Annotated in this window: 19 protein-coding genes; 15 read left to right on the top strand and 4 right to left on the bottom strand. The window is 43.0% G+C overall.

Annotation, left to right across the window (positions count from 1 at the left end; all coding sequences use genetic code 11):
• The first annotated feature begins 118 nt into the window (after nucleotides 1-118).
• The 3 genes from HMPREF1534_RS18020 to HMPREF1534_RS18030 all read left to right on the top strand — a co-directional run bounded on the left by HMPREF1534_RS18020 (nucleotide 119) and on the right by HMPREF1534_RS18030 (nucleotide 3,578).
• On the top strand, nucleotides 119-1,453 hold the full coding sequence (locus tag HMPREF1534_RS18020; RefSeq protein ID WP_005935758.1) for an NADP-specific glutamate dehydrogenase: 1,335 nt from the start codon (nucleotides 119-121) through the stop codon (nucleotides 1,451-1,453).
• 203 nt (nucleotides 1,454-1,656) lie between these two features.
• Nucleotides 1,657-2,784, top strand: a complete 1,128-nt coding sequence (locus HMPREF1534_RS18025; RefSeq protein WP_005935756.1) for a PCMD domain-containing protein — start codon at nucleotides 1,657-1,659, stop codon at nucleotides 2,782-2,784.
• A 17-nt stretch (nucleotides 2,785-2,801) separates the two neighbouring features.
• A complete protein-coding gene (locus HMPREF1534_RS18030) occupies nucleotides 2,802-3,578 on the top strand; it encodes a porin family protein (protein WP_005935753.1) in 777 nt (258 codons plus the stop codon).
• Nucleotides 3,579-3,691: 113 nt separating this feature from the next.
• Here HMPREF1534_RS18030 and HMPREF1534_RS18035 read toward each other — a convergent pair whose 3' ends face one another.
• The 3 genes from HMPREF1534_RS18035 to HMPREF1534_RS18045 form a co-directional block, all read right to left on the bottom strand.
• Nucleotides 3,692-4,162, bottom strand: a complete 471-nt coding sequence (locus HMPREF1534_RS18035) for a calycin-like domain-containing protein (protein WP_005935750.1) — start codon at nucleotides 4,160-4,162, stop codon at nucleotides 3,692-3,694.
• Nucleotides 4,163-4,239: 77 nt separating this feature from the next.
• On the bottom strand, nucleotides 4,240-5,460 hold the full coding sequence (locus HMPREF1534_RS18040; protein ID WP_005935748.1) for a DUF4925 domain-containing protein: 1,221 nt from the start codon (nucleotides 5,458-5,460) through the stop codon (nucleotides 4,240-4,242).
• Between the two features lie 108 nt (nucleotides 5,461-5,568).
• Nucleotides 5,569-8,526: a PEP/pyruvate-binding domain-containing protein gene (locus tag HMPREF1534_RS18045; protein WP_005935745.1), complete on the bottom strand. Its 2,958-nt coding sequence runs from the start codon at nucleotides 8,524-8,526 to the stop codon at nucleotides 5,569-5,571.
• Nucleotides 8,527-8,759: 233 nt separating this feature from the next.
• Between HMPREF1534_RS18045 and gdhA the strand changes: the two genes are divergently transcribed.
• From gdhA to HMPREF1534_RS18070, 5 genes are all read left to right on the top strand, one after another.
• Nucleotides 8,760-10,097 (top strand): NADP-specific glutamate dehydrogenase, encoded by a 1,338-nt coding sequence (gene gdhA / locus HMPREF1534_RS18050; protein WP_005935740.1) that lies wholly within the window; start codon nucleotides 8,760-8,762, stop codon nucleotides 10,095-10,097.
• 163 nt (nucleotides 10,098-10,260) lie between these two features.
• The gene (locus HMPREF1534_RS18055; RefSeq protein WP_005935738.1) at nucleotides 10,261-10,656 is read left to right on the top strand and encodes a hypothetical protein; all 396 of its coding nucleotides are present in this window, start codon (nucleotides 10,261-10,263) and stop codon (nucleotides 10,654-10,656) included.
• Nucleotides 10,653-11,954 (top strand): DUF3440 domain-containing protein, encoded by a 1,302-nt coding sequence (locus HMPREF1534_RS18060; protein WP_005935736.1) that lies wholly within the window; start codon nucleotides 10,653-10,655, stop codon nucleotides 11,952-11,954. The genes HMPREF1534_RS18055 and HMPREF1534_RS18060 overlap by 4 nt, the downstream gene beginning before the upstream one ends.
• Nucleotides 11,951-12,466: an IbrB-like domain-containing protein gene (locus HMPREF1534_RS18065; RefSeq protein ID WP_005935734.1), complete on the top strand. Its 516-nt coding sequence runs from the start codon at nucleotides 11,951-11,953 to the stop codon at nucleotides 12,464-12,466. Before HMPREF1534_RS18060 ends, HMPREF1534_RS18065 begins: the two co-directional genes overlap by 4 nt.
• Nucleotides 12,467-12,494: 28 nt before the next feature.
• The gene (locus HMPREF1534_RS18070; protein ID WP_005935732.1) at nucleotides 12,495-14,195 is read left to right on the top strand and encodes a fimbrillin family protein; all 1,701 of its coding nucleotides are present in this window, start codon (nucleotides 12,495-12,497) and stop codon (nucleotides 14,193-14,195) included.
• A 358-nt stretch (nucleotides 14,196-14,553) separates the two neighbouring features.
• On the opposite strand, the gene mdh is transcribed toward HMPREF1534_RS18070, so the two are convergent.
• On the bottom strand, nucleotides 14,554-15,495 hold the full coding sequence (gene mdh, locus HMPREF1534_RS18075; protein ID WP_005935730.1) for a malate dehydrogenase: 942 nt from the start codon (nucleotides 15,493-15,495) through the stop codon (nucleotides 14,554-14,556).
• A 154-nt stretch (nucleotides 15,496-15,649) separates the two neighbouring features.
• Here mdh and HMPREF1534_RS18080 point away from each other — a divergent pair, with 154 nt between their 5' ends.
• The 7 genes from HMPREF1534_RS18080 (at nucleotide 15,650) to HMPREF1534_RS18110 (ending at nucleotide 24,435) form a co-directional block, all read left to right on the top strand.
• Complete coding sequence (locus tag HMPREF1534_RS18080) at nucleotides 15,650-16,522, top strand: hypothetical protein (protein ID WP_005935728.1); 873 nt, start codon at nucleotides 15,650-15,652, stop codon at nucleotides 16,520-16,522.
• Between the two features lie 279 nt (nucleotides 16,523-16,801).
• The gene (locus tag HMPREF1534_RS18085) at nucleotides 16,802-18,268 is read left to right on the top strand and encodes a TolC family protein (RefSeq protein WP_005935726.1); all 1,467 of its coding nucleotides are present in this window, start codon (nucleotides 16,802-16,804) and stop codon (nucleotides 18,266-18,268) included.
• Nucleotides 18,269-18,277: 9 nt separating this feature from the next.
• Complete coding sequence (locus HMPREF1534_RS18090) at nucleotides 18,278-19,264, top strand: HlyD family secretion protein (RefSeq protein ID WP_005935723.1); 987 nt, start codon at nucleotides 18,278-18,280, stop codon at nucleotides 19,262-19,264.
• Nucleotides 19,265-20,434 carry an ABC transporter permease gene (locus HMPREF1534_RS18095; RefSeq protein WP_005935720.1) on the top strand — a complete coding sequence of 390 codons (1,170 nt, stop codon included), beginning with the start codon at nucleotides 19,265-19,267 and terminating at the stop codon, nucleotides 20,432-20,434.
• 14 nt (nucleotides 20,435-20,448) lie between these two features.
• Complete coding sequence (locus tag HMPREF1534_RS18100; protein WP_005935717.1) at nucleotides 20,449-21,699, top strand: ABC transporter permease; 1,251 nt, start codon at nucleotides 20,449-20,451, stop codon at nucleotides 21,697-21,699.
• 31 nt (nucleotides 21,700-21,730) lie between these two features.
• Nucleotides 21,731-22,165, top strand: coding sequence for a copper resistance protein NlpE (locus HMPREF1534_RS18105; RefSeq protein ID WP_005935714.1), 435 nt, complete (start codon nucleotides 21,731-21,733; stop codon nucleotides 22,163-22,165).
• A gap of 437 nt (nucleotides 22,166-22,602) precedes the next feature.
• Nucleotides 22,603-24,435 carry an ABC transporter ATP-binding protein gene (locus tag HMPREF1534_RS18110; RefSeq protein ID WP_005935711.1) on the top strand — a complete coding sequence of 611 codons (1,833 nt, stop codon included), beginning with the start codon at nucleotides 22,603-22,605 and terminating at the stop codon, nucleotides 24,433-24,435.
• Nucleotides 24,436-24,601 lie beyond the last annotated feature (166 nt).

Here is a 24,601-nt window from a genome sequence, read left to right as displayed (position 1 = left end):
TCTGATATTTTTAATCGCATTTTATTTATATTTTGTTGCACAATCCAATTCTTATCTATATTTTTGCATCATCAATAAAGCAATAAAAACTAATTAGTAACCATAAAAGAAATAGATTATGAATGCAGCTAAGGTATTAGATGAATTAAAAAGAAGATTCCCTAATGAGCCTGAATATCATCAGGCAGTAGAAGAAGTGCTCGGTACAATTGAAGAAGAATACAACAAACACCCTGAATTTGATAAGGTAAACTTGATTGAGCGCCTTTGCATTCCCGACCGTGTATATCAGTTCCGTGTTACTTGGATGGACGATAAAGGCAACATCCGAACCAACATGGGCTACCGCGTACAGCACAACAACGCTATCGGTCCCTATAAAGGCGGTATTCGTTTCCACTCTTCTGTAAACTTGGGAATCCTAAAATTCCTTGCCTTTGAGCAGACATTCAAAAACTCACTGACTACCCTGCCTATGGGTGGCGGTAAAGGTGGTTCAGACTTCTCTCCACGCGGTAAATCCAACGCAGAAGTAATGCGTTTCTGCCAAGCTTTCATGCTGGAGCTATGGCGTCATATCGGTCCCGAAACCGATGTACCGGCCGGTGATATCGGTGTAGGCGGACGCGAAGTAGGTTTTATGTTCGGTATGTATAAGAAGTTGTCTCACGAATTCACCGGAACATTTACCGGCAAAGGACGCGAGTTCGGTGGTTCACTGATTCGCCCGGAAGCAACGGGTTACGGTAACATCTATTTCCTGATGGAAATGCTGAAAACCAAAGGAACCGACCTAAAAGGCAAAACTTGTCTGGTATCGGGTTCGGGTAACGTAGCTCAATATACCGTAGAAAAAGTAATTGAGCTAGGCGGTAAAGTAGTCACTATGTCAGACTCTGACGGTTACATCTACGACCCGGACGGTATCGACCGTGAAAAGTTGGACTTCATCATGGAACTGAAGAACTTATATCGTGGACGTATCCGCGAATATGCAGAAAAATATGGTTGTAAATATGTAGCAGGTGCCCGTCCGTGGGGTGAGAAAGCAGACATCGCGCTGCCTTCTGCCACTCAGAACGAACTGAACGGTGACGAAGCACGCCAGCTAGTCGCCAACGGTGTTATGGCTGTCAGCGAAGGTGCAAATATGCCTTCTACTCCCGAAGCTATCCGTGTATTTCAAGAAGCCAAAATTCTGTATGCCCCGGGTAAAGCTGCCAATGCAGGCGGTGTATCGGTATCCGGTCTTGAAATGACTCAAAACTCTATTAAGCTAGGTTGGAGTTCGGAAGAAGTTGACGAAAAGCTGAAAAGCATTATGAAGAATATCCATACAGCTTGTGTACAATACGGTACGGAAGAAGACGGATATGTAAACTATGTAAAAGGTGCAAACATTGCCGGTTTCATGAAGGTAGCAAAAGCAATGATGGCTCAAGGCATCGTCTAATAAAGCTCATGCCTTTATATTAGTCATAACATACAGAGAGGGTGCAGGAATTTATTTCTTGCACCTTTTTTTGCTTCTATACCATAAAAAAAAAAAACGACCAATTCATTTTATTGCAATAATCAGAAAAATTTCAGGAAAAGCCTTAACTTTGTAAACTATATATATGTTTATTATCAAAGAACTTATAAAATTACCAATTCATGAGATTGAAAGACTTACTAACCTGTACCATAGGCATATTCCTTTGTACATCGTGCATCAAGGACGAAGCACCTAATGCGGAAGCAGATATCGAAAAATGTATATTACCCGCCGATATTCTTTCAGGAACGGAAATCGACTACAACTTACCATTCGATGAAAGCCTAAATGCCTATCCCATTTACATAGAAGTAAACAATGGAACTGACCTGACCGCACAGGCACCAACTTTTGAACTGACTCCGGGAGCAACTATTAATCCGGCCAGTGGAACAACGCACAACTTTACAAAACCAGTGCGCTATACCACCACTTCGGAAGACGGAAAATGGCATCGTACTTATGCCATCAGTCTTCATTATCCGTCAACAACAAATATCCCGACTTCTTTCCATTTTGAGACAGTAAAAAAAGTAAGTAACTATTATGTTTTCTACGAAGAGGCGCCCGGACATGCCACCCTGACCTGGGCCAGTGGAAACCAAGGATTCGCACTGACAGGAGGAGGTAACTCTCCCGAGGAGTACCCAACTACCATCAGCTCAGAAGGACGTTCCGGCAATTGTCTGAAGCTGGTGACTCATACTACCGGAGACTTAGGTAATAAAGTAGGGAAACCTATTGCAGCAGGTAATTTATTTATAGGGAAATTTGAACTACTCAACGCATTAGGAGATGCTTTGGCAGCAACCAAGTTCGGGACAACATTTTACTATCAACCTACCAAACTGACCGGCTATTACAAGTATAAAGCAGGACCTAAATTTTACGAAAACGGGGAATATACCGACCGTAAAGATGTGTTCAATATATATGCTTTATTTTATGAAAAAGATGATAAAGTACAAACCTTAGACGGACATATTGCAACAAACAATTACGAACACCCCAATATGGTGGCTTTGGCAATAATAGACCAAGCAGATGCCGTGGAAACTGAAGAATGGAAACGTTTTGAATTGCCTTTCGACTACGAACGCTTTGGCAAAACCATCGACTTGGAAAAACTGGCCAAAGGACAATACAACATAAGTATTATCCTGTCCGCCAGCAAAAACGGAGACGAATTCAAAGGTGCCCCCGGCAGCACATTACTTATTGACGATTTGGAAATAGAGTACAAATAACTTAAAAGATTCTCGATATGAAAAAATATATATTGCTTTTGGCTATCACATTGGTAAGTGTCCACACATGGGCTCAAGAAAACAGGACAAAGACCTTGATAAACGCTGCATTGCACGGTTGGGAGTATGAATTGAAAGCCGGCTTCAACATTGGCGGAACATTACCTTTGCCTTTTCCCGAAGAAATACGCAACATCAAAAGCTATAACCCTACCCTTTCGATTACCATCGAAGGTAATATGACTAAATGGTTGGGAGAACAAAAGCGTTGGGGGGTAGTTACCGGACTTCGTCTGGAGAATAAAGGTATGCGTACAAAAGCAGAAGTAAAGAACTATGGTATGGAAATTATCGGTGAAGATGGCAATCGTTTAAAAGGCAACTGGACGGGAGGCGTACGCACCAAGGTACAAAACTCATACCTCACCATTCCTATTCTGGCTGCTTATAAATTGAACCAGCGTGTAAATCTGAAAGCCGGTGCTTATTTTTCTTATCTGATGGACGGTGATTTTAGCGGACACGTATATGAAGGTTATCTGCGTAAAGATGATCCGACAGGAGAAAAAGTAAACTTTAATAACGGAGCAATTGCTTCTTATGATTTCTCTTCCGATTTACGCAATTTTCAATGGGGAGCACAATTAGGAGTAGACTGGAAAGCATTCAAGCATTTAAAAGTATATGCTGACCTGAATTGGGGAATGAATGATATCTTTAACAAGGACTTCAAAACAATCACTTTCGATATGTATGCAGTCTATTTAAACGTAGGCTTCGGATATGCATTCTAAGCTTCATTTCTAAAAGACTTTCTTCTTTTTCCCAAAGATTCATCATAGCACAAAAAGGCATCCCGAAAATAGGATGCCTTCTTTTATATTATTATATTCTTCAGAAAGAACAATTATTGTTTTCTTCCTTCAAAATCAACAACGACTTTCATTGTAGCAACTGCAATATCCAAATCAAGCTCTTTACCATCAGCATCACCTGTAATAACTACAGCCAATTCTCCCATTCCAAGAGCACTCATATCAATCGTAGTTTGACCATTTAACTTCAATTCGTTTGTCGAAGGAACCACATCGCATGTCGCATCAATTGTCATAGGAACAGGCAATACGCCGGGAATAGTAAAGTTGGATAAAGAAACCTTCACTTTACTATCGTCCACTCTAGTTACAACAATAGATGCAGCAACATCTTTAGCTACTTCCGTTCCTGCAAGCGTTACATCCAAGTCACCGGGATAAGTACCTACAATATTATCAACAGTCAAAACTTTGTTATCATCATCATCGTCATCACTACAAGCTGTAAACAGACATACCGTACATATCACAGCAAACAAATAATAAAAAACACTCTTTTTCATTGTTACATCGTTTTAAATTAACACTTAGGTTTATAATAATTTTCAATCAGCTTTGGCTTTCCCTTTCTTGTAGTGGATTATTTTACCTGAGTTAAGTCCAAACCTATCTCCAATTGAGTCGTGTTTTTGATGATTTCAGGCAATAACTTCAAAGTGGGAACCATCATTCCCGCCATGCCACCAAACTGAGGATCGCTTTTCATCGCTTCAATAACCATATTAAGGAACTCTTCATCCTCAAACAACGGAGCTACAATATTCTTCATTAACGGCAATAATAGGTCGGTACCTAAGAATACCTTCATTCTGTTACCTTCTTTTGTATAAGTTAAAGGTACACCGTTAATCAACATAGGATATAATTCAGCTATTGCTTGTTGCAAGATAGCACCTACATCTACCGTTCTGACAGATTTCTCAACATTATCAACATTCGCCATAATAGCCTGCGGATTGAGGAACAAGAGCAATTGATTGTCACCGGTCACTACATATTGAGCCATATTAGAAGGAGATGTAACCCATTCAGTACCGCCATTAGCAGCATCCATATAAGTGGCAACAATATTACCATCTGCCCCTAATGTCACATCTTTTAAAACAGAACACAACATTTGTTCCACACTGACTCTGTCTCCACTTCCATCGTCAAATAAAGGAAAGCGCAACGCTAAGAGCAGTAAATCGTTTATCTCTATTTCTGAAGGATGACCGGGGAATATTTCAATAGCAGCCTTCGTGCCGGATTTCCAAACAAAATGAATCGGTTCGTCCATCCCGCCGTCTTCAGTATTTGCCAATGGAGTAGGCTTCCAAACAGTACCGGCCAAAGCTGTATTTTTCAAAGTAACATCAGTAAAGGACAAATCCATTGTGCCTGCAGTTACTTTACCTGCATAAGAAAATGTGCAATACTCTGTCTCTGAAACACCGGAAAAAGTACATTGATTTCCGTTGATAGACAAGTCGACAGACAAAGTAGTCACAGGACTACCCGGAAATACACCGGGACCGGTCGGAGAAGTCATGTTCGAGCGTTGTCCTTTCAAGATGCCGGTCAAGTCAAACTCTCCTTCTAAACGTAAAGTAGCTTTAGTCGCTTCGGTTGCATCAGGGGTGAAAGTTACTTTTTTACCCAACAGAGGCGCACCGTTATAAGTAAGTTGCAAACCATTCTCACTGTTAAAAGTTGTCTGTGGAATAGGGTTTACCACCTTTTCGTCATCATCGCTACAAGAGGTAAATAATCCTATTGTGCATATCACAGCAAACAAATAATAAAAGAGATTCTTTTTCATTTTCTAGTTAATTAAATTTATACTCAAAAATCGTGCAAATATACTAAAAAGTTAAACGTCCGACCACCTTTTTCGATATTTAGAACATATTTTGTGTTATTTGGAACACTATTCAGGCAACATCACCACTCCCTGTTTCTTCTTTCCGTCCATCTTCACTATCAAAGGGTTATCAAAACGGACATGCCTGATAAACTGAGTTTCCTCCACCGCCGGTTGTGCGTTGAGTATGTCCTGATTATATACACCATCATTCATATACGAATTAATTGTGAAATAACCCACTCCAAAAGAAGTCAGATTCTGGAAAAAATGAGTTCCCTGGCTCGGATCTACACGATAATTGGTCAAACCGGCTTCCACTATAATACGGGCAGCCGAAATATGAGGCCACTTCACAGGAATCCCCAACCAAGAATCACTGCTTCCCCAACGCCCCGGTCCTACCAATATATAATGTTTGCCTTCATCCAGAAATTTGCGGTTCATTTTCTCTATTTCATACGCAATGGTAGGATTGTTTGAAGCTGTATAACCTTCTGTTTTTACATAGATTATATCATGAATATCCTCCATAATGCCATGTCCCAATGAATTATTACTCCTTAATAAAACATTCTCATCCTTAATAAGGTTCAAGTCTTCATCCAAAACAGCCTTGATATCTACCATCGGACGAATTTGTAACAGATAAAATACACCTGTCTTCTTCTGTGCATTCAGCGTTACGGCAAACTCTATCTCGACAGGACGACGCATCTCACTCTGCCCATATTCTTGAGCCAATTGCAATATGCGAGGCAATGGAAAGACATCGTGCTGCAATACGTTGGCAAAAGTAATCAGTTTTCTGCCTCCCGGATAAATACCGTCACGAATCACCATATCGTATGGATCGTAAGTAGACGCAATAAAGTTCAACGCTCCGTCATTATCGGCTTCTTTCACCGGGAGTTTCAATAAATTAAAGCCATCATCCAAAGAGAAATTATGACCTGTATTCTTCAAATCGAGTGCGTAGAACCGGGTTTGGGTTTCGCGAAGCGCTATCTCCATCTCACTGGTTTGCAACACCTGATTCGGATGATACGGGCAGATACGCAAAGTCAGTCCTCCATCTACAATGTATTTGCCCAAGCCTAATGCCAGACTTACCGTACCTTCTTCCGCCGTCTCGTCGCCAATCGGATAATAATTGAGCGAACGTGCAACCCCGGAGATGGAAGGATAGAAACGGTCGCCATATTGTGTTCCCACCACTTCCTGCAAAATTACAGCCATCTTTTCCTGATCGATGACATTGCTGGTAGCCTGCATATAGGCTTTGCTGTCTCTATAATAAACCGAGGCATAAACACCTTTTATGGCATCGCTCAACATACGCAGCATCTCATACTTATCTTCCAAATAGGGAATCATATAGGTAGAGTAAATACCTGCAAAAGGTTGATAATGGGAATCTTCCAACAAACTGGAAGAACGGATGGCTATCGGAGACTTCACCACATCAAAGAATGCAAAAAAGTCCTCCACCAAACGGTCGGGCAGCTTGGCACGAAGAAAAGCTTTCAATATCGTATCGTCATCCGCATCACTCAAAGCCACCTGATACAGTCCGTTGGTATCCATGAATTCGTCAAAAATATCGGTACAGAGCACTACCGTTTTAGGTATTACGACAGTAGCATTTTCAAATTCATCGAATTCGATATGACGCTTTACCATATTGTCTATAAAAGCAAGTCCGCGTCCTTTCCCTCCCAAAGACCCTTCACCGATACGGGCAAAATTGGAATAACGGTCAAAACGGTCACGCTGAAATACCGCCACCACGCCTTGATTCTTCATCTTACGATACTTCACAATCGCTTCGAAAATTATCCGGCGATGCGCATCTATGTCCTGCAAAGACTTCCAAGTAATCTGTTTCAGGAACTCGGCAGGCGGAAACATGGCACGGGAGTAGAGCCAACGAGAGACGTGGTTGCGGCTGATGTGATAAAGCAAAGATTCCTTCGGAATGGAAAAGATGATATTCTGTAACTCTTTCAAGTTGCGGACACGCGCCACTTCTTCAAAAGTATCGGGATTACGGAAAATAAAATCCCCAAAGCCAAAATGCTCGGAAATGATTTCACGCAAGTCTATATTCATTTTTTTGGAGTTCTTATCCACAAAACTTGCATCGTATCTGCCGGCATATACCTTATTATCAACTTCCGATGATTGGAGAATTAAAGGGATGAACGGATCACGGGAACGAATTTCGGCAAGTAACTTTATACCTGCCATCGGGTCTACTACCCCACCGCGGGGATAGCGTGCATCGGTAATGATTCCCAATACATTCTTCTCATATTTGTTATATAAGTCCATTGCCTCTTCGTATGTGCGTGTCAGAACAATTTTGGGACGTCCCCTCATACGAAGTGTGCGCTGGTGGGCATTCAATGCTTCAGTGGCAAATTCCTGACTTTGTTTCAAAACAAACTTATATAAATTAGGTAACACGGAAGAATAAAAACGGATAGAGTCTTCCACCAGCATAATCATCTGTACCCCGACCTCTTTTACATCATGCTCCAAATTCATCTTGTCTTCTATCAATTTAATGATAGACACCAGCAAATCAGTGTTTCCCAACCAACAAAACACATACTCAAAAATACTCAAGTCTTCGTGTTCCATACGTGCTGTAATGCCATGAGAAAACGGAGTCAGCACCACCAACGGAATATGGGAATACTTGTTTTTAATGCTGCGGGCAATCTCAAACGTATCACTGTTATCAGTACCCGGCATACAGATGACAAGATCGAATGTAGTATTCGCCAATTGCTTCCAAGTCTCCTCTTCGGTAGATACCTGTGTAAAACGAGGAGGATAACGAAGGCTGAGGTTCATGTATTCATTAAATATCTTTTCATCGATTCGTCCGTCATCTTCCAACATAAAAGCATCATACGGATTAGCAACCAAAAGGACATTGAATATTCGTTTAGTCATAAGGTTTACGAACGAAGTATCCTTGAAATACAATTGATTTAATTTTAACTTGCTGAGCATAATTCTTAGATTTACACAGATAATGTAATAGCAAAATACGTTAATAATATTGTCTTATGCAACTTATTTGCAAGAAAAAAGAACTTTTGGAAATAAAGGAGGAAAGCCCCCTATTAACTTTTTATTATAGTAACCCTAATTTTTCCGCAAAAATATTTTGCCAAGTCGGATAAAAACATACCTTTGCATCAGAAATGAATTTCATTTTGTCAAAACCTTAAATGCAAACTATTATGGATATCAATCAAATCATGGCTTCTCTTGAAGCTAAACACCCTGGTGAATCAGAGTACTTGCAGGCAGTTAAAGAGGTGCTGCTTTCTATTCAAGACATATACAATCAACACCCGGAATTTGAAAAGGCATCACTTATCGAAAGATTGGTGGAACCGGACCGTATCTTTACATTTAAGGTGCCTTGGGTGGATGATAAAGGCAAGGTACAGGTAAACTTAGGTTACCGCGTACAGTTCAACAATGCCATCGGTCCGTACAAAGGCGGCATTCGTTTCCATGCATCGGTCAATCTCTCCATACTGAAATTCTTGGGATTCGAACAAACATTTAAAAACGCATTGACAACATTGCCCATGGGCGGAGGTAAAGGCGGTTCCGACTTCTCACCTCGTGGTAAGAGTGATGCCGAAATCATGCGCTTCTGCCAGGCATTCATGCTTGAATTATGGCGTCATGTAGGTCCCGATATGGATGTACCGGCCGGAGATATCGGTGTAGGCGGTCGTGAAGTCGGCTACATGTTTGGTATGTACAAAAAGCTCACCCGCGAATTTACAGGTACATTTACCGGCAAAGGTTTGGAATTCGGCGGTTCATTAATCCGTCCCGAAGCAACCGGATTCGGCGGCTTATATTTTGTAAACCAAATGCTTAAGAATAAAGGTATTGACATTAAAGGTAAAACCGTAGCTGTTTCCGGTTTCGGTAACGTGGCATGGGGTGCTGTAACCAAGGCAACCGAATTAGGAGCCAAAGTGGTGACTATCTCCGGTCCGGACGGATATGTTTATGACCCGGACGGTATCAGTGGTGATAAAATAGACTATATGCTGGAATTGCGTGCGTCAGGCAATGACATCGTAGCTCCTTATGCAGAAAAATATCCGAATGCCAAATTCGTTGCAGGACGTCGTCCATGGGAAGTAAAAGTAGATATTGCACTGCCTTGTGCAACTCAAAATGAATTAAATGGCGAAGATGCTTGCAATTTAATAAAAAATTCCGTTCTTTGCATTGGAGAAATATCAAACATGGGTTGTACTCCCGAAGCTATTGACGCATTTATCGAAAACAAGATGCTTTATGCACCGGGTAAGGCAGTCAATGCAGGCGGCGTAGCAACATCAGGTTTGGAAATGAGTCAAAATGCAATGCACATGAGTTGGAGCGCAAAAGAAGTGGATGATAAATTGCATCAGATTATGTATGGCATCCATGAACAATGCGTGAAGTACGGAACAGAACCCGACGGATACATCAACTATGTGAAAGGAGCAAACATTGCAGGCTTTATGAAAGTAGCTCACGCAATGATGGCTCAAGGAATTGTATAAAGCATTCTATTAGCATAAAAAAATATCTCGTTTAGTTGTATTTGTATTTTGTATTGTAGCTTGCGCTGCCCGCCTGTGAAGGTATGGCAGCGTTTTTTATTGAAAATTCCAAAGTTTATTTATAAATTTGTACCAATTTGAAAAGCTCATAAATTGATATTCTATGAAAGTAATACAACTGAAAGGTCTGGACACTGATTTATACCCATTAATCGGTCCGTTAGTGATGAATCCGAAAGTACTGAAGGCTAATAACAATTATCCATTCAAGACTACGGCAAATCATCAATGGTATATTGCAGTAAACGATCAAGAAGAAGTAATGGGCTTTCTGCCTGTGGAAAACAAAAAAAGCACTTCTGTTATTAATAACTACTATCTTAAAGAAGACGACGGAGAATTACTGAAACTCCTTTTTTGCCAAATTGATATAAAAAAAGATATAACTGCGATTGTATTATCCAAGCACTTGGACATATTCAAGAAATTGGGGTTTGAGCCGGAACACCAATGGACCAATTATATTAAAATGATATATACCAACCACGACAAAAAATGAAGAAAAAGGGAACCAATACCGAAAATGTTTACGAACTGATACAAAAGCGACTTAAATTTATTTTTGACGAATTTGATAATATTTATGTCTCCTTTTCGGGAGGCAAGGATAGCGGGGTCTTACTCAACCTATGCATTGATTATATCCGTAAACATAATCTGAATAGAAAAATAGGCGTCTTCCACATGGACTATGAGGCACAATACAAAATGACGACGGATTATGTGGAAGAAACATTCAGGCAGAATTTGGATATTCTGGAAATCTATCATGTATGCGTACCATTCAAAGTCGTTACCTGTGCATCCATGTACCAACAGTTCTGGCGTCCCTGGGATGAAGAGATGCATGCCAACTGGGTGCGTCCGATGCCGAAGAATTGCTATAAGAAGGAAGACTTCCCTTTTTATAACGACGAAATGTGGGATTACAATTTTCAAGTGGAATTCGGAAGATGGTATCATAAAAAAAAGGATGCCGTACGCACTGCCTGCCTCGTAGGTATCCGAACACAGGAAAGCCTCGACCGCTGGAGGACTATTTACAGCAACAATCGCCTGTTCACATATCATAATTTAAAATGGTCACGCAGAATAGGATACGACCTCTTCAACCTTTACCCCATTTATGATTGGCGTACCGAAGATATATGGGTGGCTTATGCACGCTTCAAATGGCCCTTCAATCAGCTCTATGAACTATATTATAAGGCAGGAGTCCCCTTGGACAAGCAACGCGTTGCCAGCCCTTTTTTAAGTACAGCACAGGAAACCCTGAAACTTTACAAAGCCATCGACCCCAATACATGGGGAAGAATGTTGGGCCGGGTAAATGGCGTAAACTTCACCGGCATCTACGGAGGAACCCGTGCCATGGGCTGGCAAAGCATAAAACTCCCCAAAGGCTATACATGGAGAGAGTATATGTATTTTCTACTGGAAACACTCCCCGAAGATATGAAAAACGCCTATCTTGAAAAGTTAAGGGTAAGCAGAGAATTCTGGAAATATCGGGGAGGATGCCTCAGCTTGGAAACCATACGCAAATTAAATGAGTTAGGCATCAATATGCATGTACAGAAAACAACCAACTATAAGACAGATAAACTGCCTGTACAAATGGATTATCTGGACGACATAGATATACCCGAATTCAAGGAAATTCCAACTTACAAACGTATGTGTATATGTATCCTGAAGAATGACCATGTTTGCAAATACATGGGATTTGCCCTGACCAAAAAGGAAAAGCAGAGAAGAGATAAAGTAATGCAAAAATACAAAAATATCATGAGATGAAAAAAGAATACGAGAGTCCTGTATATCATGTACGCCGTGTACCGGTAGAGAAAGTACGTGCCAACAGTTATAACCCCAACCATGTAGCGCCCCCCGAAATGAAGCTGCTCGAGCTTAGCATTTGGGAAGACGGATACACCATGCCTTGTGTTTGTTATTATATCCCGGATGAAGATGTTTACGAACTCGTAGACGGCTATCACCGTTACTGCGTTCTCAGGACTTCCAAACGGGTATTCGAACGCGAAAAAGGATTATTGCCGGTGGTGGTTATTGAGAAAGACTTGTCTAACCGAATGGCAAGTACCATTCGCCATAACCGTGCCCGCGGCACTCATAGCGTCGAACTGATGGTCGACATTGTGGCAGAGCTCACTAAAGCCGGAATGAGCGACGAATGGATTAAGAAATATATCGGAATGGATGCCGACGAACTATTACGTCTGAAACAGATATCAGGACTGATGGAACTGTTTGCCGACAAGGAGTTTTCTATCCCGGAGGAAGCATGACAACAATCAGCCTAAACAAACGAACAAATTGAAATACACTCATTTACTATTGGGGTTATCGGCATCAGTCTTCTGCGCCTGTTCCGATAACCTTACTGATTTTATCCAAAGCGATAGAAGCATAATCACAGGCAACTGCTGCCGGTTTATCAATAATCCGACAAACACCACTTCATTGCCTTCAGGCAGCCGGGCAGTGCTGAATGCCACCGGAAGTCTGCAATTAGAGAACCAAATTTTCACCTATTCGGGAGATGTGTGGGAAAGCGACTTACCCATCGCATGGACTGATTTATCGGGGACGACCGATATTGTTGCCTTATACCCCACTTATAAGGACAATCTGTATGATGACCTGTACCCGGAAGGACGATTGGAAGACGTGCTCTACATAAAAGACAGATTCGAGGCCGGACGGGGAATCGGTTTTCAATTTAAGCATCTATTTTCCCGCCTCACCTTTCACATCAGTGAAGAATTACAAGGAGAAATAAAAGAAATCAGACTGACAACTCCTGTCATTGTCGACAAGATTATTCCTGCCACGGCAGACCTGAAACTTGATGCAGAACAAAGCCATACGACCATCACCCCCGGAGATGCTTCCGAAAGCTATTCATTTATCATTCCTCCGAGCGAGAATATCGGTTTGAAGGTCGAGATTATCACCAATCATGCGAGCTTTGTCAAAGAATTGAACCCACAAGATTTCTTAAGCAATTACGAATATACATGCAATATCAAGATTCTTGATGAACAATCGAATATTGGCATTTCCTCTGCTGAAGATTTGATTGCATTCAGTTTATTAATCAATAATAAAGAATACAATGGTAAATCGCTGAGCGACTTCGGCATCACCAAAGACGGCGTTACCACTTATAGGCTTCTGAATGATATTGAATTGACGGACGAGGATTGTAAACGGATGAAGCCTATAGGAATGGACGGTAAAACATTAGAATATAAAGACATCTTTGACGGACAAGGATTCAGCATCTGCAATCTCACTCTTCCCAATACCAGTTCGGGAAAAAGCGGACTCTTCGGTCATACATCAGAAAATGCTATGATTAAAAATCTTTGCATAAAGGGAGCAAAGCCCAATGCTCAAAGAAAGTCGGACGCCGGCATACTGGTAGGTTACAATAAAGGCTATATCATAAATTGTTCAATTCAGAAATCGACGGTAAAATCCAATGCCCGTTCCGGTGGTATAGCGGCTTTTTCAACCGGAACCATTGTAAACTGTTCTGTTGTGTCTTGTCACCTGGAATCGCAAAGTGCCGGAGGAGCAGCAGGAGAAGCAAGCGGGAAAATAATAAATAGTTTCTTTGTTAATGACACTATAAAAAACAATACTACCGGAGCCAGTGCCGGTGGAATATATGGTAAAGGGAATGCAAATTCTTTAACAGTCATCAACTGTTATGTGGATTGTTCTTCAAATCAAAGTTCATTTGGCATAATCACCGGAGAAGCCAATTCCAGCAGAACCGAACATTGCTTTTACAAATATTACAGTGGAAAAAAAACCGGACTCAAGGAAAGTCAAATGACAAATACCTACAGTTATGATGCAAACTTCATCGGCTCGAACGGCAAATCCGTTTTATCTTCCCTCAATGAATGGGTGGACACAAACTCCCTCCTCTACCCCGAATACGAACTCAAACATTGGACAAGCGGAAACAATGAGATTCCCGCCATCTTCATCGGCATCAAATAAAAGCAATATCCATATATACCTGTCTCACAACAAAGGAAAGAATAAGCCCTTTCCTACGGACGGCTAAGTCTTTTTGAACGGCAGATTATTACGTCCTGCGGCAGTGGAACGTACGTCCTGCTACAGTGGAACGTACGTCCCATTACAGTGGGATATACGTCCTGCGGCAGCAGAACGTAATAACCGGACGCAGAAAAAGGCTTAACCCAAGGTAAGCAAACGCTTACCCTGTCCGAAGGAACAACCTAGAAAAAATGCAAGGAAATGACAAAGGAAAGCAACCAAGGAGACAGGGATATAAAAAAAGAGACTGTCCGTTTTGCCAGACAGTCCCTTTTACTAATATATATTGTTTGGATTAAAGAGCACCTACTTCGTGCAAAGCAGCGTTAGTCTTACGAACAGCAGCAGCACTTGCAGCAAATTTAGCTTTTTCTTCTTCGTTCAAAGGCAATTCAACGATCTTTTCAATACCATTCTTGCCCAAGATTACAGGAACGCCACAGCAAATGTCTGATTCACCGTATTCGCCTTCCAAATAAACCGAACAAGGAACCATCTTACCCTGATTGTGGATGATAGATTCAACCACGAATGCACCGGCTGCACCCGGAGCGTACCATGCAGAAGTACCCAGCAACTTAGTCAGAGTAGCACCACCTACCATAGTAGCGGCAGCAACTTCCTGCAATTTTTCTTCAGACAAGAAGTTAGAAACAGGCATACCTTTGTAAGTAGCGAAGCGAGTCAAAGGAATCATAGTAGTATCACCATGACCACCGATTACCATACCTTCCACTTCGTTTGCATTGCAACCCAAAGCCTGAGACAAGAAATATTTGAAACGTGAGCTATCCAAAGCACCACCCATACCGATGATTCTGTTCTTCGGCAAGCCCAAAGCTTTCAATGACAAATAAGTCATAGTATCCATCGGGTTAGAAATAACAACGATGATAGCGTCAGGAGAATATTTCAGAATGTTCTGAGCTACAGATTTAACGATACCTGCATTAACACCAATCAGTTCTTCACGAGTCATACCCGGCTTACGAGGAATACCTGAAGTGATAACAACAACATCAGAGTTTGCTGTTTTTTCATAATCGTTAGTGCAACCAACAATGTTTGTGTCGAAGCCCAACAACTGAGCTGTCTGCATCATATCCATTGCTTTACCTTCCGATACACCTTCTTTAACGTCCAGCATTACTACTTCGTCTGCCACTTCGTTAAAAGCAAGAACATTTGCACATGTAGCACCTACGTTACCTGCGCCTACTACGGTTACTTTTGACATAATCTCTATTTTATTTAAAGTTGATAATAAAATCGTGTTCTTAAAAGCACTGCAAAGTTACAATGATATTCCGAATTAGGGAAAAATTTCCATAATTATTTTCGGGCAGTATGCACAAAATATTGTACTTTTGCCCAAAATTCAATGTAACACTATGGATAAGAGCAAAAAACTGATTATTGTCATTATTCTGCTGATTATTATCATCGGCGGAGTTTCTTTCTATGCTTTCCATCAGGCAAAGGAGAATAAAGAAATGAGCGAACTCTTTGCTGTCGAAAAGTTGGAAATGGAGAATGAGTACACCACTTTTGCAACGCAATATGATGAGCTTCAGGTGCAAATCAACAATGACTCCCTGCGCGAAAGACTGGAAAGTGAGAAATTGAAGACTCAACGACTGCTGGAAGAGTTGCGCCAGGTAAAAACAAGCAATGCCGCCGAAATCATGCGACTGAAAAAGGAGCTGAAGACTGTCCGCGCCGTATTGCGCACCTATGTCATCCAAATCGATTCACTGAACAAGCTCAATCAGGCTTTGGCAGAAGAAAACCAAGAAGTAAAACAGAAATATACGCAGGCAACCCGCCAAATCAGCAATCTGTCTCAGGAGAAAAAGAACCTGAACGAAAAGGTGACGTTAGCATCGCAACTGGATGCAACCGCCATCACTGTACTTCCCAAAAACAAGCGGGGAAAAACAGCCAAGAAGGTGAAAGATGTAAAGAAGATAGCTGTTTCCTTCACTATCGTCAAAAACATCACCGCCAAAACAGGCGAACGCACCTTATATATACGCATAGCCAAACCGGATAACGATGTGTTGACCAAAAATGCATCCAACACATTCCCATACGAGAACCGCGAACTGACTTATTCTATCAAGAAATATATAGAGTATACAGGAGAGGAACAAAACGTGACTGTTTACTGGGATGTGGAAGAATACCTTCCGGCAGGCACTTACCATGTGTATATCTTTGCCGAAGGAACCATGATAGGGCAACAGGCATTCAGCATGAAATAAATTCCTTTATTGTATTATAAAAAGGGAGTGTGTCAAAACGTGGATAATGCTGTCGTTTAGTTTGTAGGGGCGAGACTCGCTCGTCCGAAAACAGTTTGCTTTGTGTCTTCGGGCAGGCAAACCCTGCCCCTACAGCTGACGATGGGATAGACCGGTTTAGTTTTGACACACTCCTTTTTTTTATATCTTTTTATTCGGCTGATATTGCCTATTCACATTTTAGTCGTATCTTTGCATCGTTGCATAAGCAACTTTAAACACATTAGCAACAACACTAAGATGAAGAGAATTTTCGGTTTTGTCCTGTCTATATGGGTATCAGTAGGGGTTTCAGCCCAACACACACTGACATTGGATAGTTGTCGTGCTATGGCACTAAAGAGCAACAAAGAGCTACGCATATCCGCCGAGAAAATAAATGTGGCGCATTATGAAAAGAAAGCTGCTTTTACGAACTACCTGCCCAAGATTGCCGCTATGGGAACGTATATGCGCACCCAAAAAGAAATCTCCTTATTAAGCAATGACCAGAAAGGAGCTATCGGCAACATAGGAACCGCCGCACAAGGGTCTATCCAAGAAACTTTCCAACAACTGGCCGCTTCCAGCCCCGAACTGGGCGCCCTGCTCCAGCCGCTGGCTCCGCTCATCCCCGGCATAGGGAACAAACTGAATGGCATAGGGCAAGGGCTGGTCGATGCGTTGCACACCGATACCCGCAATATGTATGCAGGTGCCGTCACTCTCACCCAACCCATCTTTATGGGAGGCAAAATTGCAGCCTACAACAAGATAACCCGATATGCCGAACAACTGGCCCAATCACAACATGCCACCGGCATGCAGGACATCATTCTCGGTACCGACCAAGCCTATTGGCAGGTCATCTCATTGGTAAACAAGAAAAAGCTGGCGGAAAGTTATCTCCGACTGGTACAGCAATTGGACAGCGATATAGACAAAATGATAGCCGAAGGAGTGGCTACCAAAGCCGATGGTCTCAGCGTAAAGGTGAAAGTAAATGAAGCCGAAATGAAACTGACGCAAGTGGAAGACGGACTGAGCCTTTCTAAAATGGTATTGTGCCAGCTTTGCGGCATTCCCTTGAATGAGGACATCCGATTGGCGGACGAAGAGGTAGAGAACCTCCTGGTTGCTGATGAAGCACAGGCCTCCGACAATGTTGCCACTGCCCTTGCCAATCGCGAAGAACTGCGAAGCCTCGACCTGGCTGCCAAAATATATGCACAGAAAGTCAATGTCACCCGTGCCGAGTTCTTGCCCACTGTAGCCCTGACAGCCAATTATATGGTGACTAATCCTTCATTGGTCAACGGATTTGAGAACAAACTCCGCGGTATGTGGGCCGTAGGAGCAATGGTGAAAATACCCATTTGGAATTGGGGCGAAGGAATGTATAAGGTAAAAGCCGCCAAAGCCGAAGCCAATATTGCCCGCTATCAGTTGTCGGACGTAAAAGAAAAGGTGGAGCTGCAAGTCAATCAGGCCACCTTCAAAGTAAATGAAGCCGGAAAGAAACTGGCAATGGCTACCAAGAACATGGAAAAGGCGGAAGAAAACCTCCGTTATGCCAAGCTGGGATTCAGTGAAGGAGTTATCCCCACCAGCAACGTACTGGAAGCACAAACAGCATGGTTATCGGCTCAATCGGACAAAATAGATGCACAGATAGACGTGAAACTGACTCAAGTATATCTACGCAAATCAATGGGAACATTAAAATAAGAACAAGATATGGCAGAAAGAACACAACGCAGCAACATTTTGCTGGCATTCATTTCACTGACGGCAGTCATTGCAGTCGTGTCTCTGATAGGTTTCTTCACATTGGGCAAAGGTCCCGAAATTATTCAGGGACAAGCTGAAGCAGACGAATACCGTGTGTCCGGAAAAGTCCCGGCACGCATTCTTGAACTCCGTGTAAAAGAAGGAGATAAGGTAAAAGCCGGCGATACCCTGGTTATCCTCGAAGCTCCCGATGTGATGGCAAAGCTGTCGCAGGCACAAGCTGCCGAACAAGCAGCCCGGGCAATCAGCGAGAAGGCACAGCGAGGGACTCGCCGGGAACAGTTGCAAGCTGCTTTCGAAATGTGGCAGAAAGCCAAAGCCGGAGTAGAAATTGCCGAGAAGTCATACAACCGTGTGAACCGACTCTTTGAGCAAGGCGTGATGTCCGCACAAAAGCGCGATGAAGCCAAAGCACAATTTGACGCAATGGCAGCCACCGAAAAAGCTGCCCGTTCACAGTACGAAATGGCTAAGAATGGCGCCCGGCAGGAAGACAAAGCAGCTGCCGCCGCACAAGTGGAACGTGCCAAAGGAGCAGTTGCCGAGGTATCTTCCTACATGGATGAGACCATCCTCACAGCTGCTGCCGACGGTGAAGTGACCGAAATATTCCCCAAAGTGGGCGAGCTGGTCGGCACCGGTGCTCCGATTATGAATATCGCCCGACTGGATGATATGTGGGTGACTTTCAATGTGCGCGAAGATTTCTTGAAAGACTTCACTGTGGGAGAAGAAATCAACGCCTTTATTCCGGCATTCGATAAAGAAGTGAAATTCAAAGTGACTTACATGAAAGACCTTGGCACATACGCCGCTTGGAAGGCAACGAAAACAACCGGACAGTTTGACTTGAAGACATTTGAAGTGAAAGCCGTTCCTGTGGAGAAAGTAGAAGGCTTACGCCCCGGAATGAGCGCCATTATAGAGAAATAAATGAGAACAACGCATATCATCTTCCAGATAGCCAAGCGCGAAGTGTTCCGCATCGCCACAAGGCCGCTATACCTGTTTTGCATGGTCATAGCTCCTTTGTTCTGCTACATCTTCTTCACAACGCTGATGTGGAACGGACTTCCCACGGATATGCCGGCAGGGGTTGTCGACTTGGACAATACAGCAACCACCCGCAACATTATCCGCAACCTGGATGCCTTTCAGCAAACCAAAATTGTGGCACATTATGCCGGCTTTGCCGATGCGCGCAAAGCCATGCAGGAAGGAAAGATTTATGCTTTTTACTTTATTCCTGAAGGTACAACGGCAAAGGCACTTGCCAGTCGTCAGCCCAAGGTTTCTTTTTATACCAATTATTCTTATCTGGTAGCCGGCTCACTGCTTTATAAAGACCAACGCACCATGTCCGAACTGGCAAGCGGTGCCATCGGTCGCGCCACTTTGCGTGCCAAGGGTGCTACCGACGACCAAGCCGTGGCTTTCCTGCAACCTATTGTCATTGATTCTCACATACTGAACAACCCATGGTTGAACTATTCCGTTTACCTGAGCAATACCATTATACCGGGTATCTTGATGTTACTGATATTCATGACCACCATCTATACCATCGGAAGTGAAATAAAAGGCAATACCCAGAAAGAATGGATGCAAATGGCCGATAATTCCGTCACTTTGGCTCTATCCGGCAAACTGTTGCCACAGACCCTCATATTCTTTATCATGGCCACCTTTTATAATGTATACCTGTATGGATTCCTGCATTATCCGTGCAACAGCGGTATCCTCCCCATGCTCTTGGCAGGACTGTTGCTGGTATTGGCATCACAAGCCTTTGGCATTTTCTTGTTCGGACTGTTCACCACCATGCGGCTTGCTTTAAGCACAGCTTCGCTATGGGGAGTCATTTCCTTCTCCATTTCAGGAATGAGCTTTCCCGTCATGGCTATGAATCCTGTGTTGCAGGGATTAGCCTGTCTGTTTCCGCTACGGCATTACTTCCTCATCTACGTCAACCTGGCACTCAACGGCTATCCCTTGATTTATGCATGGCATTCGGTAGTAGCATTGATGCTTTTCATGCTATTGCCTTTCTTCATACTGAAAAGGCTTCGCACCGTGCTATTGCACTATGTATATATCCCTTAAAAAACTAACCGGTTATGAAAGAGAAGAGATTCAAAGAGATAGTTTCGGAAGGCATTGCAGACCTGTTCTATATCTGGTGGCAAGAGCTGAAGGCTGTGGTAAAAGACCAAGGTGTATTGATTTTCTTTATCTTGGTTCCATTGGGATATCCACTACTTTATACCTTTATATATACGAACGAAACCGTCCGCGAAGTACCAGCAGTGGTAGTAGACAATAACCGTTCCACGCTCAGCCGGGAGTATCTGCGATTGGTGGATGCCGGTCCCGACCTCCACATTGTTTCTCATTGTGCGGATATGGAAGAGGCCAAGGCATTGCTGAAGGAGGGAAAAGCATATGGCATCATTTATATTCCCGAAAGCTTCAGCCGAGATATTGCCAAAGGCATCCAGACCCGCGTCACACTTTACTGCGACATGAGCGGAATGTTATACTACAAAGCCATGCTGACTGCCAATACCAATGCATCGCTGACCATGAACAAGCAGATAAAGATAGAACGCTCCGGCAACACCACCGAGCGTCAGGACGAAGTCAGCTCCTCACCCATCGAGTATGAAGACATCTCTATCTTCAACCCGCAAAACGGATTTGCCGGCTTTCTGATTCCTGCCGTATTGATGCTCATCATTCAGCAAACCCTGCTGCTGGGTATCGGTTTATCTGCCGGAACAGCCCGTGAAACCAACCGTTTCCGCGACTTAGTTCCTTTAAGCCGCCATTATCACGGCACACTCCGCATTGTATTGGGCAAGTCACTTACCTATTTCATGATTTACGTCATCATGTCGGTCTATATGCTTTGTCTGGTACCCAAGATGTTCAGTCTGGTGCAGATAGCACAGGCAGGCACACTTTTCGCTTTTGTACTACCTTATATATTGGCATGCATTTTCTTTGCGATGACTTGCTCTATCTTTATCCACCACCGCGAAGCCTGCATGATGATATATGTATTCACTTCCGTGCCGTTGCTATTCATTTCGGGCATTTCATGGCCCGGTTCCGCCATTCCTGAGTTTTGGAAAGTTGTTTCATGGATATTTCCCTCCACTTTCGGCATCAACGGCTTTGTACGAATCAATAATATGGGGGCTACACTGCCCGATGTTGCCACAGAGTATCACACCCTATGGCTACAAGCGGGCATTTATTTCCTCACTACTTGCATTGTCTATCGCCGACAGATAACCCTCAGCCGTACACATGTATATGCAAGACTGAAAGAGATAAAAAACAGACATAAACCCAAAGAGGTCTGAATTTGTTTTATAAACCTAAAAAGAAAGACTTATGAAGAAAATTTTCATGCTGGCCTGCGCCTGCCTATTGATTGCTGCATGCAACAGTAACAAAAAGAGTACAGACAATACTACTATTGCTGCCGATACCGAAGTCACCGATATGCATAATGCAGAAAACGCATTGGACTACGATGGGACTTACACCGGAACATTCCCTGCTGCAGATTGCCCGGGTATCAACATCACCCTTACGCTGAACAAGGATAAGACATTTACTCTTGTCTCAGAATACATCGACAGAAAAGATGCCACCTTCACCGATAAGGGAAACTATACCATCGAAGGTAACCTGATAACTCTGCAGAATGGAACAGAAAAGAATTACTATAAAGTAGGCGAGAATACGCTGACTGCCCTTGATCGGGACAAGCAAGAAATAACCGGTGAGTTGGCAGAACACTACATATTACATAAACAACAATAATTGAAAAATTCTCCCAATAATGAGGGTGTCAAAGTCAACTTCAGAGAAAAGAAGTTTTAATCTGAAACCTGACACCCTATATCAATTCTTATATTTATCAGCTACAATCTATAACTTTTCAGGGGGCAAAGCATTGATAATAATGTTATTTTGCCGGTAGAGGCGAGGTTCGCTCGTCCGAAAACAGTTTGCTTTGCATATTACTCCCAAAGTTGTGACCGTTGGTTCGGGCAGGCAAACCCTGCCCCTACAGTTGACGATTCGATAGGCCGTTTTAGTTTTGAATACCCTCTTACAGTAAATAGGATAACAGTTACTCCGGATTTTTGGTACGCCTTCAGACAGATTTTTCCCCCTCCCTCCCATCTTTTATCACTTTCCTCCGTTTTATTCATGGCTTTTTACTACCTTTGCGCCCATCAATCAACAGATTAAACATGAAAGAATTTATACAGATACTCCGTCGGTTCGTACCTCCCTATAAGAAGTACCTAGCTTTAAGTACTCTATTCAATATATTATCAGCCGTTTTAAACATCTTCTCCTTCTCACTCATCGTGCCCATACTGAGCATCCTGTTTCAGATGGAGAAAGCCACTTATACTTTTATGCCGTGGAGTTCGGATGCTTCCATCAAGGACATCGTCATCAACAACTTCCAATATTATATCACAGAGCTCATCAATCAATACGGTCCCAGCACCACCCTGTTGCTGTTGGGACTGTTCATGGCGTGCATGACCTTCCTGAAGACAGGATGTTATTTCCTCTCTTCCGCTACCATGATTCCCATTCGTACCGGCATTGTCCGCGATATCCGGGTTCAGCTCTATAAGAAGCTGCTCAGCCTTCCTCTCGGCTTCTTTTCGGAAGAAAGGAAAGGTGACATCATTGCCCGCATGAGCGGCGATGTGAACGAGATAGAAAACTCCATCATGTCCTCATTGGACATGTTGCTCAAGAATCCTATTCTTATTATCTCTTATTTCACTACACTTATTATTATCAGCTGGCAACTCACCTTATTTACCATTGCCATCGTGCCCATCATGGGCTGGGTAATGGGAACAGTAGGAAAGAAACTGAAACGCGGCTCGCTCATCGCCCAAGGACAATGGAGTGACTTAATGTCACAACTTGAAGAAACACTCGGTGGTCTGCGCATCATCAAGGCTTTCAACGCAGAAAAGAAAATGAACACCCGCTTCACCGAATCCAACAACCTATACCGCAACACCATCAACCACGTCAACATCCGCCAGCAAATGGCACACCCGATGAGTGAGTTTCTGGGAACGATACTCATTGTCATCGTATTGTGGTTCGGAGGTACGCTGATATTACACAATAACAGCACCATCACCGCGCCTTCTTTTATCTTTTACCTGACCATCCTCTACAGTGTTATCAACCCGCTGAAGGATTTCTCAAAGGCAGGCTACAATATTCCCAAAGGGCTTGCCAGCATGGAACGTGTAGACAAAATCCTGATGGCGGAAAATAAGATGAAGATAAGTCCGAACCCTGTTCCCGTCGGTCCGCTGAAGGAGAAAATAGAATTCCGCGATGTCTGCTTCAAATACGAAAACCAATGGGTGCTGCAAGACATCAACCTCACCATAGAAAAAGGGAAAACGGTAGCACTCGTCGGACAGTCGGGCTCAGGAAAATCAACCATGGTAGACCTTATTCCCCGTTATTACGATGTACAACAGGGTGCAGTCCTGATAGACGGTATCAATGTAAAGGATACTACACTGCACGACTTGCGCAGCATTATGGGAAATGTAAATCAGGAAGCTATTCTGTTTAATGACACTTTCTACAACAATATCTCCTTCGGTGTGGAGAATGCCACCATGGAACAAGTGATTGAAGCTGCCAAGATAGCCAATGCACACGATTTCATCATGGCAAGCGAAAATGGTTACGACACCATGATTGGCGATCGGGGCGGTAAACTTTCGGGCGGTCAGCGGCAACGTATCAGCATTGCCCGGGCAATCCTGAAAAATCCGCCTATCCTCATTTTGGATGAAGCTACTTCGGCCCTTGACACCGAAAGCGAACGAATGGTGCAGGACGCTTTGGAGAAATTAATGAAAAACAGAACAACCATTGCCATTGCACACCGGTTGTCCACCATCCGCAATGCAGATGAAATCTGCGTTTTACACGAAGGACGCATTGTGGAACGCGGCAAGCACGAAGACTTATTAGCCATGGACGGATACTACAAAAAACTGTGCGATATGCAACAAATGAGCTAATCCTCAGCACAACAAACCATAAGTAGAGCTGTCCAGGCATCCCGCCGGACTGTCTCACCGGTACGGAAATAGACAATCACTAATTTAATGCACCCTCTTTGCATTAATTAACCCTCCTTGCATTGATTGATTACGATAATTTCGTAAGTTTGCGAAAACATCGTAA

It is taken from the genome of Phocaeicola massiliensis B84634 = Timone 84634 = DSM 17679 = JCM 13223 (assembly GCF_000382445.1).
Taxonomy (GTDB): Bacteria; Bacteroidota; Bacteroidia; order Bacteroidales; family Bacteroidaceae; genus Phocaeicola; species Phocaeicola massiliensis.
Note: the sequence above shows the minus strand (reverse complement) of the source record. Positions and strands in the feature narration are given on the sequence as shown.

Bases quoted from the DNA above. Each gene is read 5' to 3' on its own strand.
- HMPREF1534_RS18095 (WP_005935720.1), top strand. From the start codon at position 19,265: ATGAGAACAACGCATATCATCTTCCAGATAGCCAAGCGCGAAGTGTTC.
- HMPREF1534_RS18025 (WP_005935756.1), top strand. From the start codon at position 1,657: ATGAGATTGAAAGACTTACTAACCTGTACCATAGGCATATTCCTTTGT.
- HMPREF1534_RS18090 (WP_005935723.1), top strand. From the start codon at position 18,278: ATGGCAGAAAGAACACAACGCAGCAACATTTTGCTGGCATTCATTTCA.
- HMPREF1534_RS18110 (WP_005935711.1), top strand. From the start codon at position 22,603: ATGAAAGAATTTATACAGATACTCCGTCGGTTCGTACCTCCCTATAAG.
- HMPREF1534_RS18105 (WP_005935714.1), top strand. From the start codon at position 21,731: ATGAAGAAAATTTTCATGCTGGCCTGCGCCTGCCTATTGATTGCTGCA.
- gdhA (WP_005935740.1), top strand. From the start codon at position 8,760: ATGGATATCAATCAAATCATGGCTTCTCTTGAAGCTAAACACCCTGGT.
- HMPREF1534_RS18065 (WP_005935734.1), top strand. From the start codon at position 11,951: ATGAAAAAAGAATACGAGAGTCCTGTATATCATGTACGCCGTGTACCG.
- HMPREF1534_RS18055 (WP_005935738.1), top strand. From the start codon at position 10,261: ATGAAAGTAATACAACTGAAAGGTCTGGACACTGATTTATACCCATTA.
- HMPREF1534_RS18035 (WP_005935750.1), bottom strand. From the start codon at position 4,162: ATGAAAAAGAGTGTTTTTTATTATTTGTTTGCTGTGATATGTACGGTA.
- HMPREF1534_RS18020 (WP_005935758.1), top strand. From the start codon at position 119: ATGAATGCAGCTAAGGTATTAGATGAATTAAAAAGAAGATTCCCTAAT.
- HMPREF1534_RS18100 (WP_005935717.1), top strand. From the start codon at position 20,449: ATGAAAGAGAAGAGATTCAAAGAGATAGTTTCGGAAGGCATTGCAGAC.
- HMPREF1534_RS18080 (WP_005935728.1), top strand. From the start codon at position 15,650: ATGGATAAGAGCAAAAAACTGATTATTGTCATTATTCTGCTGATTATT.
- HMPREF1534_RS18040 (WP_005935748.1), bottom strand. From the start codon at position 5,460: ATGAAAAAGAATCTCTTTTATTATTTGTTTGCTGTGATATGCACAATA.
- HMPREF1534_RS18085 (WP_005935726.1), top strand. From the start codon at position 16,802: ATGAAGAGAATTTTCGGTTTTGTCCTGTCTATATGGGTATCAGTAGGG.
- HMPREF1534_RS18030 (WP_005935753.1), top strand. From the start codon at position 2,802: ATGAAAAAATATATATTGCTTTTGGCTATCACATTGGTAAGTGTCCAC.
- HMPREF1534_RS18045 (WP_005935745.1), bottom strand. From the start codon at position 8,526: ATGCTCAGCAAGTTAAAATTAAATCAATTGTATTTCAAGGATACTTCG.
- HMPREF1534_RS18060 (WP_005935736.1), top strand. From the start codon at position 10,653: ATGAAGAAAAAGGGAACCAATACCGAAAATGTTTACGAACTGATACAA.
- mdh (WP_005935730.1), bottom strand. From the start codon at position 15,495: ATGTCAAAAGTAACCGTAGTAGGCGCAGGTAACGTAGGTGCTACATGT.